Source organism: Spirosoma gilvum, from assembly GCF_054776815.1.
On record NZ_BAAHBH010000002.1, the window covers coordinates 396,745 to 410,548 of the forward strand.

The 13,804-nt window shown below is 50.2% G+C and carries 12 protein-coding genes; 2 read left to right on the plus strand and 10 right to left on the minus strand.

What is annotated here, in order from left to right:
• Positions 1 to 73: 73 nt before the first annotated feature.
• On the minus strand, positions 74 to 1,456 hold the full coding sequence (locus ACYVFD_RS06430; protein ID WP_461088955.1) for an alkaline phosphatase family protein: 1,383 nt from the start codon (positions 1,454 to 1,456) through the stop codon (positions 74 to 76).
• A gap of 261 nt (positions 1,457 to 1,717) precedes the next feature.
• Between ACYVFD_RS06430 and ACYVFD_RS06435 the strand changes: the two genes are divergently transcribed.
• Positions 1,718 to 4,918, plus strand: a complete 3,201-nt coding sequence (locus tag ACYVFD_RS06435; protein WP_461088956.1) for a TonB-dependent receptor — start codon at positions 1,718 to 1,720, stop codon at positions 4,916 to 4,918.
• Between the two features lie 239 nt (positions 4,919 to 5,157).
• Here the strand turns inward: ACYVFD_RS06435 and eboE are convergent, their stop codons facing one another.
• The 3 genes from eboE to ACYVFD_RS06450 form a co-directional block, all read right to left on the minus strand.
• Positions 5,158 to 6,384, minus strand: coding sequence for a metabolite traffic protein EboE (eboE, locus tag ACYVFD_RS06440; RefSeq protein ID WP_461088957.1), 1,227 nt, complete (start codon positions 6,382 to 6,384; stop codon positions 5,158 to 5,160).
• An 82-nt stretch (positions 6,385 to 6,466) separates the two neighbouring features.
• Positions 6,467 to 7,630: a 3-dehydroquinate synthase gene (locus ACYVFD_RS06445; protein WP_461088958.1), complete on the minus strand. Its 1,164-nt coding sequence runs from the start codon at positions 7,628 to 7,630 to the stop codon at positions 6,467 to 6,469.
• A gap of 326 nt (positions 7,631 to 7,956) precedes the next feature.
• Positions 7,957 to 8,946 (minus strand): glycosyltransferase family 2 protein, encoded by a 990-nt coding sequence (locus tag ACYVFD_RS06450; RefSeq protein ID WP_461088959.1) that lies wholly within the window; start codon positions 8,944 to 8,946, stop codon positions 7,957 to 7,959.
• 300 nt (positions 8,947 to 9,246) lie between these two features.
• Here ACYVFD_RS06450 and ACYVFD_RS06455 point away from each other — a divergent pair, with 300 nt between their 5' ends.
• A complete protein-coding gene (locus ACYVFD_RS06455) occupies positions 9,247 to 9,999 on the plus strand; it encodes an SDR family NAD(P)-dependent oxidoreductase (RefSeq protein ID WP_461088960.1) in 753 nt (250 codons plus the stop codon).
• A 182-nt stretch (positions 10,000 to 10,181) separates the two neighbouring features.
• Here ACYVFD_RS06455 and ACYVFD_RS06460 read toward each other — a convergent pair whose 3' ends face one another.
• The 6 genes from ACYVFD_RS06460 to ACYVFD_RS06485 form a co-directional block, all read right to left on the minus strand.
• Positions 10,182 to 10,871, minus strand: coding sequence for an alpha/beta hydrolase (locus ACYVFD_RS06460; protein ID WP_461088961.1), 690 nt, complete (start codon positions 10,869 to 10,871; stop codon positions 10,182 to 10,184).
• Between the two features lie 6 nt (positions 10,872 to 10,877).
• On the minus strand, positions 10,878 to 11,408 hold the full coding sequence (locus ACYVFD_RS06465; protein WP_461088962.1) for a DUF4442 domain-containing protein: 531 nt from the start codon (positions 11,406 to 11,408) through the stop codon (positions 10,878 to 10,880).
• Between the two features lie 73 nt (positions 11,409 to 11,481).
• Positions 11,482 to 11,943, minus strand: a complete 462-nt coding sequence (locus ACYVFD_RS06470; RefSeq protein WP_461088963.1) for a DinB family protein — start codon at positions 11,941 to 11,943, stop codon at positions 11,482 to 11,484.
• Between the two features lie 10 nt (positions 11,944 to 11,953).
• Positions 11,954 to 12,349 carry a MarR family winged helix-turn-helix transcriptional regulator gene (locus ACYVFD_RS06475; protein ID WP_461088964.1) on the minus strand — a complete coding sequence of 132 codons (396 nt, stop codon included), beginning with the start codon at positions 12,347 to 12,349 and terminating at the stop codon, positions 11,954 to 11,956.
• Between the two features lie 202 nt (positions 12,350 to 12,551).
• Complete coding sequence (locus ACYVFD_RS06480) at positions 12,552 to 13,415, minus strand: manganese catalase family protein (protein WP_461088965.1); 864 nt, start codon at positions 13,413 to 13,415, stop codon at positions 12,552 to 12,554.
• A 12-nt stretch (positions 13,416 to 13,427) separates the two neighbouring features.
• Positions 13,428 to 13,676: a hypothetical protein gene (locus tag ACYVFD_RS06485; protein WP_461088966.1), complete on the minus strand. Its 249-nt coding sequence runs from the start codon at positions 13,674 to 13,676 to the stop codon at positions 13,428 to 13,430.
• Positions 13,677 to 13,804 lie beyond the last annotated feature (128 nt).

Genomic DNA, 13,804 nt, shown 5'->3' on the forward strand with positions numbered 1-13,804 from the left:
TAATGCAGAATGTGTAATGTATAATTGTCGTAGTGCCATTATCCATTATATATTCTGCACTATACATTGTTTATTACTTGTTGACGAATACATCAACTGACAAGGTTTCCCAGATCTGAGCGTAAACTGACGTAGCTGACAGGGATTTTCCCACGTTTCGACTGCTAACAAAAACAGGATGATGCTCGGGCGCTGTACCAACCCGGCCATGCGACCCCTTGACGAGGGTTGCATCCAGCGAGATTACATCCATCAGGTATCGGAAGCCAAGTAGTTTGCGACCTAATTTATACCCAGCTCTTAGCTTGATGAGCGGATTGGTTTGGTCCATAAACATCTCCACCGGATCGTAACCCGGTTTCTGGTGAATCGCTACCAGCCGTGCATAGTCCGGAGCGCGGGCGTCATCGAGCCAGTAGTAATAGGTAAACCAGCTACGGGCATCGGCCACGACAACCAGATCGCCAGAACGCTCATGATCAATATGGTATTGCTTCTGTTGTTCCTTATCCAGCACTAATTCGATACCGGGGGTGTTTTCCAGCAACGAGCGTACTTTATCGAACACCGCCGGGTCATTGATATACACGTGGGCAATCTGATGGTCGGGTGTGGCAAAGGCCGGAGAAGCACCCGCATCGAAGACTTCCAGTCCCCGCTCTTCCCGATAGCGAATCATACCGGCTTCGCGCAGGATTCGGTTAATGTGAATCGGGTTATCCACATCCGTGATCCCATACTCCGATAGCACGATTACTTCAGCGCCCTCTTTCTCGTAATACTGGATCAGGTCGCGGCATACGTCGTCGATTTCGCGCAGGTCATTGCCAATTTTCGCAAAATCCTGCCCGAACTTTTGCAGGCAATAGTCCAGATGTGGTAGGTAAATCAGTGTTAAGGTCGGGTGGTGCCACTTGTCGACTAGCATGGAGGCATCGGCGATCCATCGGCTGCTTTTTATCGTCGTAGCTGGCCCCCAGAACTGAAAGAGCGGAAACGTACCTAGTTTTTTCTGTAACCTGTCACGCAGGTCGCCGGGATGGGTGTAGCAGTCAGGAATTTTCAATCCATCGGAGGGGTATTGCGGGCGTGGCGTGGCCGAGAAATCGGCGGTAGAGTACATGTTATACCACCAGAACATCTTGGAGACCGTAAAATTGGGGTCGATTTTCTTTGCCCGCTCCCAGATTTTTTCACCGGCTACCAGTTTGTTCGACTGCTTCCAGAATTTCACTTCCGAATCTGTCCGGTCGTACCAGCCATTACCGACAATACCCGTTTCGCTTGGCCATTTGCCCGTTACATAGGTCGACTGAACGGAGGTTGTTACGGCTGGAAGCATCGGGTCGATAGTCGCCTGATGCTTACTGGCGAACCATTGTTTCAGAAAAGGTGTGTGTTCGCCAATGAGTGAATACGACAGCCCTACAACGTCGAGTACTACGGTCTTTTGCATGGTTATCTGAACGAAGAAAAAGCAACTGTAAAAGTATTGAATCTGCTGGTAAAACGGTTCTAGAGCCGATTAAGGTTCTTGATCAATAAAGATGAGAAACGGTTATTCTACCATAAGGTTTGTCTCATCAGTCCATCAGTTTTCGGTGTAGTGAAATTATTAAGGTTTCATCATGTAATGGTAACGATATGGTAAAGGCATGTTAAAATTCAGTTAAAAGGCAGGCACTCTCTTTGCAACTCATAACTACTCAGTTGACAAATGAAAAAAGGCCTACTTATTAGTGCTATCCTTCTATTTTTAATCTGTTCTTTCATCAATCAAACAATTGCCCAGACTACACAGGCATCAATCTCGGGGGTGATCTCGGAAAAAGAGAAAGCTGCGCTGCCCGGTGCTACAGTTCAGGTACGTAACGAATCCACGGGTTTTACCACCGGAACGGTGACCAATGCCAAAGGCGAATATTCGTTTAAAGAAATTCCATTAGGCGGCCCATACACCATCCGCGTTACATTTATTGGGTACGGCGAGCAAAAGCGGACCGGCTACATGGTCAACCAAGGCGACGCCATTCGCATCAGTCTGGCCATGCAGGAAGCCGATCAATCGCTTGAGGTGGTGCAGGTGGTGGCGTCGGGTCTGAAAAACAAGACCGACAACCTGGGGGCCGCTACGGCTATCAATGCCAAAACGCTGATCTCGATGCCCGTCAATGGCCGAAACTTTACGCAGCTCGTTAACCTGTCGCCCCTCACCAACAGCAGCGGTAGCCTGTCGGGCCAGCTTGGTTCATCCACCAACTACACCATCGACGGAATGACGGCTAAAAACCCGACATCGGCCGGAGCGACGACCAGCCGCAGCGGTGCGCCGTACTCAATTTCGATTGAGGCTGTTCGGGAGTTTAAAGTAATCACCAACCAGTACGACGTCGTGTACGGCCGGGCCGGGGGTGGTCTGGTGAGTGCCGTAACGAAGGCCGGAACTAACAAACTGACCGGTAGCGTGTTCAACTACACCCGCGCCAACTGGCTGTCTAGCCGGTACGACATTCGGGGCAACGTGCGCAACGTACCGTTTTCGACCAATCAGTTTGGGTTTTCGTTAGGCGGTCCAATTATCAAAGATAAACTGCACTACTTCGTTGTATGGGACCATCAGCAGGATTCGCGCCCGCTAATTATCGCCGACGTACAGACACCACTCGACGAAAGCCGTTTCAACGTGACCAATGCCACGCTCAATCGGTATGTAGACATTGCCCGCAGCAAGTACGGTGTAGCCAACACGCAGCAATTTGGTACGTTCCCCAAAAACCGGGGAACGGATGCGGCCTTTGCCCGAATCGACTGGCAGATCAACGCCAATAACCTGCTGACCATCCGCGACAACTATACCAACGACCGGAATAAATTGGGCCTGGCCGACAATACGGCTATCAACCTTTACGAATCGTACGGTAACGATTACAACATCGACAACAGTTTGCTGGCTACGCTCCGCACAACGGTTTCGCCCAAGATTACCAACGAGTTGAAGCTCCAGTACCTGTACACCTATCAGAAAAGCGGTCCCGGTGATCAGTTGCCAGCCGCTAATATTCCCCGTAACATCGTGGAGAACGTAACATCGACGGTAGATGGACGAACCTTGTCGACTAATATCCAGATGGGTGGGCATCGCTTCGCACAGGAAGGATTCACGAACAATGTGCTGCAACTGGTCGATAATTTTTACTACAACACCGACCGGATTCAGTACACGTTTGGGGCCGACCTAATGTACACGCACGCTAAGTCGCTGTATGGCAGTGAAGTAAATGGCCGGTTTCATTACATTAACGATGCTTCCGGGTCGGCGCTCGATAATTTCAACAACCTCAAGCCCTATCGTTTCTACCGTGAGGTACCGCTCGTGGCCGATCCGACCGTTTACGGCAATATTTACAACCTGGGCGCTTACGGACAACTCAGCACCCACCTGAGACCGGAGCTGGAAATGACCGCCGGGCTGCGCTTCGACTATTCGATCTACCCCAAAGCGCAATTTAATCAGGTGGTATTCGACGATCTGAAACTACGCACCGACAACCAGATCAAATCTTTTATTGCGCAGCCACGTATCCAGTTCAACTGGGATGTCAATAACGAACACCGCACCTTTATTCGGTTGGGAGCTGGGGTATTTGCGTCGGACATTAACAACTATATGCTGATTAATAACCTGACCTTCGACGGCAAGCACTTTGCGACGGTCGATGTGCGGGGAGCTAACGTACCAACGCCCGATTTTGCCGCTTACCGCCAAAATGCGTCCAGTATTCCGACGCTGGCGCAGTTTCAGGTGCCGACCATCAACATGACGGGCCCGGACGCTAAAATACCGGTGCTTTACAAGGCCAATATCTCGTACTCGCGCTTCCTGACGGACCGGTTGAAAGTTGGTGTTTCGGGGTACATGTCGCTGGGACGTAATAATTATATGTACATCGACCGGAATATGGTGGCAGAACCGTTCTTCCGGCTGTCCAATGAAGCGAATCGGGGCGTATACGTACCGCTGGCGTCAATGCCGACGACAGGCGTGGGCGACTGGCAGCAGGGGCGTATCAGCAATCGTCTGGGACGGGTACTGGAGTTGAACAGCGAAGGGCAGGTGAATCAGTTTGCAGCCGTAGTGGATGCTACGTGGCAATATTTCCGGGATGGCGAAATCACAGCGAGCTACACCTGGAACGACACCCGCGACAATGTTACCTACAACGGTAACGTGGCCAACACGGCTACGCTGGTGCTGCCCGTAAAAGATGACCCACGCAACTTGAGCAACACGACGTATTCGGATAACCAGTTCCGCAACAAGGTGGTCGTTTACGGTACGTTGCCGTCGTTCTTTGGCGTTACGCTTGGATTCCGGTATACGGGTATTGGCGGTACGCGCTACTCGTTGCTGTCGGGGGCTAATACCAACGCCGACTTCGTAGCGACCAACGATCTGGCTTTTGTTTTTGACCGGAACAATCCCGAAGTAGCCGCCAACGTCCGGACGGGTCTGCAAGCCCTGCTCGATAACCCTGCAGCCAGCCAGAGCCTCAAAAACTACATCAACGCCTATTCTGGCCGGATTGCCGAGCGCAATGGCGGTGTCAATGGCTTCTTCGGCGTACTCGACATACGGGCGCTGTATAAGTTCCGGTTCGGAAAGAACTACGCGCTAGAACTATCGGCCGACGTGTTCAATTTTACGAATTTGCTGAGAAGGGATTGGGGAACCAACAAGTCGCTGGGTACGCAGGCACTGTATGCGTTGAGCGTTCCGGCAACGAGCACCACCGCTGCCGTACCGGGCTTTACCGCGTCGGTGCCGCAGTATAATTACCGGGTCAATAACACGGGAGCCGTTACGCCTTCAGGCGATCCGTTCCAGGTTCAGCTTGGTGCACGGTTCAGCTTCTTTTAGATATTGAAGCTGTCTGAACTTTTGAAGATACACTTAAAATGGGCGCTATTTTTTGTCATTCCGACGAAGGAGGAATCTCAAGCTTGATTATTAGTTGAGCTTGAGATTCCTCCTTCGTCGGAATGACAAAAAAAGCATTGCTTTGACTAATAAGGAAAAGTATAAAACCGCTTCATTAAACCCCTAAAGTCTATTCATGGAATTTAGGGGTTTTAATTTTCTTAAGTGGTAAGGCTGCACTAACCTATCTGCTCAACGACCCATTTCATTTCGCGTTCAATGGAGTCAACGATGTCTTTCTTTAAATCATCGGGCAATACCCCCCAGGTGTAGGTTTCCACTTCGAGCTGGTTGGTAAAGCGTCGTTCAGCCTGAAGCCGTAGCACCTCCATAATGTCATCCTGAGTCGATTGCAATACGCCATAGTCGGCCACAAATAGAGGGACATGAAAATGTGATCGCCATTCGCTGTGTTGGTTATTCAACGCGGCAAGTGCTTCGGGTAAGTCAGAAAATCGCATCAGCGTATTATCGCTCGACCGGGCAACAACCTGATGCAGATAAGTAGGCTCGTTGAATTGCTCGAAAGCTTGCCGAATTGCTGTTCGTTCGGCTGGGTCGTCGGGAAACTGGGCTTTCAAAGCCGCGCTAATCTGGATTTTACCGACCCGTAAGCCGTATTCTTTGAGCTTGTCCAGTACGTCGGCCGGGCGTTCATAACCCACGGCAAAGTGGCAAACGTCGTAGCAAAGGCGAACGTGCTCGCAGATAGTAGCCTCCGCTTCTGCATCAGTCATGCCAAACTCATTGGTTAGTTGCTCGATGCCCATTGGCAGCAGATACTCCGTAAACCAGCTAATGAACTCATCGGCCGTTTCAATGACGCCGTCAGGTTCAGGTTCCAGATCAAGGTGCATGAGCCGATCGGTTTGCTTATGGAGTCGGACCAGCTCCGCTACCACTTCGAGTACGTTCTGGGTGGTGAGTGAAAAAATATAGTCGCGGGCGGCTGGCTGTTCCCATTCAAACCAGTGCCGATAGGAGAGGGGCGATGTCGAGACACCGCCCTGAATCGCATTGCCAAGTTCATCGACGGGCAACAATACCGACAGTAGCCGGAACAGCCGTTTGGTGTACTCAACCCGTGCTTCGGTTGTCCAGTCGGGCGCGTGGACCTGGTCTTTTACAACCGTATCATGAAAGCCGCCGAACGGAAAGCCGTTCATGGTGTACACATAGCAGTCGTTCTGGGCGAGCCAGTGCTGAAAAGCGATCAGATTGTCGGGCAGTTCCAGTTCTTCACTGGCCTGATTCGACAGACGGAGGCCAATACCAAACGGCGCATTGGGCGATAAACGCTGCTTCAGTTCGGGAATGGCCTGCTGGATGGCCGCAAAATGATCGGCCCAGCTTCCGCCCGCATGGATGTTGGTGCAGTACCCAAGATGACCCAGCGATGTTTTCATAATAAGATTTAGACACAGCGGCCCAAAGGACACAAAGTGATAAGCTCAATTAGCTACTTTGCTGGAGCAACTGTATCGACTTTTAAAGAATTGCTGATAATTCGTTTTCCCGTAGCGTGGCAATGGCCTGCCGAACGCGGGCTGCATCCATTTCGTGGACTTCTACTCCCTGACCGATGGCTTTCAACAGCATGATGGTCAGTTGACCGCCCAAATGCTCACGAAACTCCGATAGCCCTTTCAAAACACCTTCGCTATCGTTCGCATCCAGCATAGGGTGGTACAACGCAAAACCGAGTGTATGCAGGGTTCCCAAAATGCGGTTGGCATCGGCATCGCTAATCCAGCCTAATTGGGCTGAATACAGACTGTCGAGTGCAATGCCAATGGCTACGGCTTCACCGTGTCGTACCTCAAAATCAGTGAGTTGTTCGAGTTTGTGCGCGCTCCAGTGACCAAAATCCAGCGGACGTGACGAGCCCATTTCGAACGGATCGCCCCCGGCAATATGGTCAAGGTGCATTTGGGCGCACCGATGTATGAGGTAGTGCATCGCCGTCATGTCGCGGGTTGCTAGCTGCTCGGCATGTCGTTCGATCCACTCGAAAAACGAAGCATCTTTAATCAACGCTACTTTAATAGCTTCTGAAATCCCCGATCGCCAATCCCGATCATCTAATGTTGTCAGAAACTGGCTATCGTTAAATACAGCTACAGGCGGAACAAACGTGCCCAGGAAATTTTTCTTAGCCCGATAGTTGACCCCGTTCTTGACGCCAACGCCTGAATCATTCTGCGATAGCACTGTGGTTGGAATTCGAATGTGGCGAATGCCCCGATGCGAAATAGCAGCCGCATACCCAACCAGATCCAGGATAGAACCTCCACCCAGCGCAACAATATAGGAATGCCGGTCAATGCCGTACCGATCGACAGCTTCGACGATCGTCTCTACAAAATCAGGATTGTTTTTAGCGGACTCACCACCCGATATACTGATAAAATCCTGAATAAGATCCAGGTTATCAACTTGTTGAGAAAAATATTGAGTTATATCTGCCTGGAGAGTTGGATGAGCCGCAACAACACCGGAGTCGATAACAAAAAGAAGCTTTTTACGAGAACCTTCGGTCAACTGTTGCTTAAAAAAGTCGGCAAGAACAGTGTTCGTCGAATCGAAGAGTCGCTCGGTAAAAAAAACACTATACGAAAAGCGTACGCTAAAAGACTGATGCAAATGATCCATGAACGGATAAAGTCAGTTGAGTACTACTGACTTTACCAATCAAAAATACAATCCAATCCTGAATGGTTCATTAAATAGGGTAAAATAAGCAGTGGAGCGGGGTGCAAGGAGCATGGGGCGTGGGGCGTGGTGCATGGAGCTGGGGGCAGGGGATGCTTGTCCGCGATTGTATCGCGGATGCGTGAGAGTTGCGTCTGCGACGCGAAACAACCGAACTTTTGATTATCAATGCGTCACAGACGCGGACCTCAGTTATCCGCGATACAATCGCGGACGAGCATCCCCTGCCATCCCCTGCACCACGCTCCATGCCCCCTGCTCCACGCTTATAAATACAGCACTTTATACTTCACGGCCCCATACAACCGCCAGTAGACGGATAAAAAGGGTGTTGCTAATGCGGTGATGATGGCGTGTTTGGTCGTTGTCCAGGTCAGGGTTTCCTGAGGCAGATGGCGCATGATCATATCGGTAGACAGGATGGTCCAGATGCTAAGTCCGATCATAGCCATTCCCCATTGGCCAAGAAACAATCCTACCAAACTAGCCACTATACTAATAACCGAAACATAATATTGAACGATCTGACGTCGATACGAGGGAATCCGTTCGCGAAACAGGCTTGGGTGGCGTTTGTAGAGCAGTGCGTCGTAGCTGTTGTTGCGTTCGTCGCGGAGCAATCCATACCAGGGGCAGGGACGAATATGGTAGACAACAACCGCTTCGGGACATTTGCCAATCGGAATCCCAGCCTGAATAAATTTGAACTGAAGATCACTGTCTTCGCGCCAGGCCGTGTCAAACGCTTCTTCAAAACCATTGACCCGTTCCAGCGTTGATTTACGACAAAAACAATTGGCCGACAAAAACTCAGCCCGTTTCAGAACCGTTGCCGTCCGATCGAGTGGGCTGGGGTTTTCGGGTAAATGAACGCGTAACTGCCCGCTCATTACCTGAGCCCCGCGTTGAAAACAGGTAAGGGCTGCTGCTAACCAATCCGGCTCAGGTAAGCAATCTTCATCGGTGAAGGCAATAATACGACCTCGGGCGGCTCGCCAACCCCTGTTTCGGGCAGCTGCCGGGCCACGGCGTTCAGGTTGGCCAAGGTAACGTACTTCAAGAGGGCCACCATTACGGGCAACCTGTTTAGCGAAAAGTTGTACGGCGGTTTCGGTTTCGGACGAATTACCTTCGTCCACAACGATAATCTCAAACTGATCGCGCGGGAGCCGTTGACGCCCCAGCGCATCCAGACATTTCAGTAACAAGGCCGGTTGCTGATACGTTGGAATCACAACCGAGAATTCAGGTAGCATATGAACAGGTAATAACGAACGTACTTGATTATGCAATGCCGTTAAGGCTGAGCGGAGAAAGATCAATAATCTCGTTTTCGACCAGGATTACGACATGATCATATCATTGCAAAAACCTAACCAATTCGCTGGGCGATTTTTAATAAAAAAACGCCGTCAAGTGTAGGTTGTTGATAATCAGGAAGTTTGTGCTTGTTAGGTTCGGGCATTTAGCCGCCCAGTCCCTCAGAAAAAATTCGTGCCAACGCGAAACGATGGATGATGATTTATCTTTGCAGAATCATCTCTTTCCTCATTTTCATGTCTCGTATTGCACTGATCACTGGCGCTACCTCTGGCATTGGCCGCGCTACCGCCGAAGCTTTCGCCGATCTCGAATTTCGTCTGATTCTTTGTGGCCGCCGACAGGAACGGCTGGATGAATTACAGGAACAACTGAGTAAAAAGACCGACGTAACCACCCTGAACTTCGATGTTAGAAACTGGGTAGAGGTTTATGAATCGATCAATACATTGGCCGAAGAATGGCAAGCCATTGATATTCTGGTGAATAGCGCCGGGAATGCCTATGGAATGTCGGCTATTCAGGATGGCGACCCGGCCGATTGGGATCTGATGATCGACGGGAACGTACAGGGGTTACTCTATGTGTCGAAGGCCGTTATGCCAGGCATGGTGGAACGCAAACGGGGGCATATTGTGAATCTTAGTTCGGTGGCCGGTAAGGAAACGTATCCCAATGGAGCCGTGTATTGTGCCAGCAAAGCGGCCGTAGAGGCTATCAGTTCAGGCATGCGGCTGGATATGACCCAGCATGGTATTAAAGTGACGAATATTGCACCGGGGGCCGTAGAAACTGAGTTCTCGATGGTGCGCTTCAAAGGCGATCAGGAACGAGCGGCAAAAATCTATCAGGGCTTTACCCCGCTTACGGCCGAAGATATAGCCGATTCAATTGTGTTTGCCGTAACGGCTCCTGCACACGTTACCATTGCCGATATGACCATTTTGGCCGGTGCGCAGGCTGGTGCGCAAACGATCCATCGGAAGTAGGTACTGGTCAGTGCCGAATAAGCTGACCTATATTACTACATGGAATTGAGCATGCCCCCATCGGGGTCGAATGTTTATAGAGACGGTAGTTCCTATAAACGTTTGACCCCGATGGGGGCGTATCTATAATAGGTAATGCTTGAGCCCTGTGGCATGCAAACCCTCATCGTTTCTGGCAACAGTTACGCAATGGGTTTCGAGGCCGCTACTAGCGATGTCAATACGCCGGGTTCTACCCGATGCGGCCCATCGAAAGCGGTTAGTTGAAGGTTCGGTACATCGATTTGCAGGCGATGCAGGTAGGCATCAATATCGTCTATGGCGCTGATGTATTCGTCCTGATGGCCGTACACATAGTGAGTCTCTGTATGCGAAAGTACACTCGCATGAATCAGCTCAGAAAGCCCTTTAGGAAAATAACCTGCCCAGAGAATGAGTCGGTCGGCAGAAATAGGGCTGTGTCCATTGGTCCTGTCAGCCAACCATCGACAGGCCGTGGCAGCTCCCTGCGAAAAGCCAAACACTGTGATATGTAGCCGCTCTTCCGCTGGATTATGGCCTTTCAAAATGAGGTCATACAACGAATTTAGGTAAGAAACATAATCGTTGATTTCATGCTGGGCATCTTCACGCGTCATCCAGGAGGCACCCACGCGCTGGTAATTCATGTCGAGATACAGCCGGGAGAGCCCTTCCGGGACAACGATAAACGTTTCGTCATTGACCAGATCCGTAAACTTTCGCCCAAAGTATTGCGCCAACTGCCCAAATCCATGCAGACAAAACCAGATGTTTCGGGTCTTTTCGGTGAGTTGACCCATTGTGTAAAAACGGGCCGTGCGCTGTACGGCCAAATGATTCTCCTGTACCATTCGGGTTTACCGTTGAAATCGTGATTGTTGTCGGTCGTTTTTGCGCTGCTCATAATGGCTTTTGTCAGCGATGTAGCACAACCGCTCCAGTTCTGCATGTACAACGCCATCTTTATCGAGCCACTGAACCGTAAACACGTAATTTGTCTGCCCGTTGGCGGCTACTTCCTGACGAATAACGTCGAGTTGTTCATCGGTAATTTCAAAGCGGGCATAAAGCGTTTGGCGCCCCGGCTTGCGAAAGCGGATACTAGCCGATTTATCCCAAACTACGTACTGCTTACCTAGAATTCGCAGGAGCATCACCATATAAAACGGATCGGTTGCCGAAAACATACTCCCTCCGAAAATAGTCCCGACATAATTATACGTCCATATATTTCGGCGCAATCGTACATGGACCTCCCGCCAGTCGCTCGACCAGAACAGGATTTTACCTCCCGTTCCAAAATACATCGGATACCAGTTTAAACCTGTTCGAAAAACCCACGATTTAGCTGATTCTTTGCGAGCAGTTTGTAAAAAAAGAGGCTTCATGCGTATAGTTTGTGTTGTCAAGTTGGCTGATACAAAAGTCGTGTGCGTCAGCCAATCTGAAATTTCAAACAGATTAAGCGACTATCGAAAACTCCTGTCCTTTCTTAATTGCCTGCGCGATCTGTCCGGCATGATACGAATTGTGGTGTATCAGAAATAAAAGGACCTGCATACGTGAAACTTCACCAAATGGCGAGGGGATAATTTCGGTCCATTGCTCGTTAGTTGTTTGACGAATGTGATCGGCAATCATGGCGTAACCGTCATCGAGTTTTTGCTGGATTTCCGCTAAATCAAGTTCACGGCCATCGTCCGAAACACCACCCACTGCTTGTAATGGAATGCTGACTTCCCGGCCAAACATGATTTTGGCAAAACGGTGCATAACCTCAGCCGTGTGTAAGGCGATGAAGCCAGCCGAAGCCGTTTCGGGAGTTAGCCGATGTCGATAATTGTCGGCGGTAAGTTTGCGCATTGGTCCCTGCGCCGGAGCTTGTGCCAATTGCCAGGTTTGGGCTAAAAATTCGGTAGTCATTGGATTGGTGTTAAGGGATTATTTTTTGTGAAAGAATCGTAAGTCCGCCAATAGCCTGAGGACCAAGTTCGTCCCAGACCTGCTGATTGAGGGCTTTCCAGATTTTATGGCATCGTTTGGCCAGCAATCTGCCCTCTTCGGTCAGGAATAGGCCACCTCGGATAGTATCAGTAAGCCAGCCGTTTTTCTGCAGCAATTGTACATCCCGACTCATGGCCGATTTTTCAATCTGTAATTGCCTGGAAAGCTGTGCCTGTTTCACTCCCGGTTGGGCAAAAATGTGCATCAACAGGCCTGCCTGAGCAAATGTGACACCTTCGTCTACGAAAGCATCATTGTACCGGCTTGTCGCAACCCGCGCAAGCATCCGTAATCGTCCCGCAATGCAGTAGATTTCCGTATTCATGTTGTAAAGTTTAGAAAAGAAAGTTGCATATACAACTTTTTTGTTCTAAATAGGATATGTGGTGGGGTGGGATTGGAATTGAGGACCGTGCCACTTACTTAGTCCAAACTATGAGGCTGGAACTGGAATTTCACTCGTATAAAATGAATTGAGCCATCTGCTGGGTTCTACCTGGCAGATGGCTCAACTTACTTTCGGTTAGCTAACTTTTTGAGCCGGCCTTTTCGATCTGCTCAGTTTGAGCGTGCCCAATCGGAATGGGAGGGGCTAACATCGGCTCGTCACCGATTGGCTGTGCTTTTATTTCTCTGAACTCACTTTTGCCGTCGATCGAGGGCCCTTGCGTCCACCGTTGATTCTGCCCTGCGGAGCGTTCGTCTGGATCGATGTTGGTATTGACAAAGGCGTAACTAAACTCCTGATGCTCCTGACTCTGAGGAAAACTATCCGGGATGGGTAGAACCCCTCGCATATCGCCATGCCCCAGTTCCTCCAGAACAGCCAGCCATTGCTGTTGGTGCATGGTGTCGCGGGCGATCAGAAATGCCAGCATGTCTTTCATTCCATCGTCGTCCGTCATTTCATAAAGCCGGGTAGCCAGCGTGCGGCCCGTTGCTTCGGCAGTTACATTACAAAACATATCGGCTGCTATATTGCCTGAACTAACCACCCAGGAGCCGTTGAAGGGAACGCCATTGGCATCTGAAGCCAGTGCTCCCATCCCGCCCGACAGGAAGTGTCGAGGATCTCCTCCACCGATGATCTTTTCCATTAGGGGGTCATTGCCAACAATTGTGTCGATCACGCTACTGGAAGCGTCTTGTAGATTCAGACAAACAGCCGTAGCCAGCATTTCGATATGGGCTATTTCTTCGGTGCCCGTATTTAGCAGCATATCCCGATACCGAACCGGCCCTCGGGAGTTCCAGGCCTGAAACAGGTATTGTAAGCAAACACGGATCTCTCCTTCAATACCACCAATGGCTTGTTGAAGGGCTCGGGCGAACTGTGGATTGGGCTTATCGACCCGTACTTTGTACTGGAGTTTTTTGTCGTGATAAAACATAAATAGTTGGAATTATTGGTTTTTACTGGTTTTAGCGCTCGACCTATTACGTCGGGGACCTGTTTTTTTGTCAGTAGTCTGGCCGCTGGTCTGACTACCCGAAGAAATCTGCGCGCTATTGGTCTTCGATAAGGCAGGCGAACCGTTGCTGGGTATATCGCGGGCTTGCTTTTGACTCTGTTGACTTGCTCGACTGCCCTTCGAACTACCACTTGCGTTGCCACCTGCCTGAGCCATTAGCTCCATTCTCATCCCTGCCATGAGCAATAGAAGTATCCAGACTGACCTTTTCATACGTCGTAAAATGCATTGGTACTGTCACCTCAACGCCTATTACGCTGCCAGTGGCTTGGGATGCAAGGGCAGTAGTTAGCCAACGGTGCCACTCA

What these genes read in the sequence shown, in the direction of transcription:
- ACYVFD_RS06450 (WP_461088959.1), bottom strand. Translation starts at nt 8,946, where the DNA reads ATGCTACCTGAATTCTCGGTTGTGATTCCAACGTATCAGCAACCGGCC.
- ACYVFD_RS06480 (WP_461088965.1), bottom strand. Translation starts at nt 13,415, where the DNA reads ATGTTTTATCACGACAAAAAACTCCAGTACAAAGTACGGGTCGATAAG.
- ACYVFD_RS06475 (WP_461088964.1), bottom strand. Translation starts at nt 12,349, where the DNA reads ATGAATACGGAAATCTACTGCATTGCGGGACGATTACGGATGCTTGCG.
- ACYVFD_RS06445 (WP_461088958.1), bottom strand. Translation starts at nt 7,630, where the DNA reads ATGGATCATTTGCATCAGTCTTTTAGCGTACGCTTTTCGTATAGTGTT.
- ACYVFD_RS06435 (WP_461088956.1), top strand. Translation starts at nt 1,718, where the DNA reads ATGAAAAAAGGCCTACTTATTAGTGCTATCCTTCTATTTTTAATCTGT.
- ACYVFD_RS06485 (WP_461088966.1), bottom strand. Translation starts at nt 13,676, where the DNA reads ATGGCAGGGATGAGAATGGAGCTAATGGCTCAGGCAGGTGGCAACGCA.
- eboE (WP_461088957.1), bottom strand. Translation starts at nt 6,384, where the DNA reads ATGAAAACATCGCTGGGTCATCTTGGGTACTGCACCAACATCCATGCG.
- ACYVFD_RS06465 (WP_461088962.1), bottom strand. Translation starts at nt 11,408, where the DNA reads ATGAAGCCTCTTTTTTTACAAACTGCTCGCAAAGAATCAGCTAAATCG.
- ACYVFD_RS06470 (WP_461088963.1), bottom strand. Translation starts at nt 11,943, where the DNA reads ATGACTACCGAATTTTTAGCCCAAACCTGGCAATTGGCACAAGCTCCG.
- ACYVFD_RS06455 (WP_461088960.1), top strand. Translation starts at nt 9,247, where the DNA reads ATGTCTCGTATTGCACTGATCACTGGCGCTACCTCTGGCATTGGCCGC.
- ACYVFD_RS06430 (WP_461088955.1), bottom strand. Translation starts at nt 1,456, where the DNA reads ATGCAAAAGACCGTAGTACTCGACGTTGTAGGGCTGTCGTATTCACTC.
- ACYVFD_RS06460 (WP_461088961.1), bottom strand. Translation starts at nt 10,871, where the DNA reads ATGGTACAGGAGAATCATTTGGCCGTACAGCGCACGGCCCGTTTTTAC.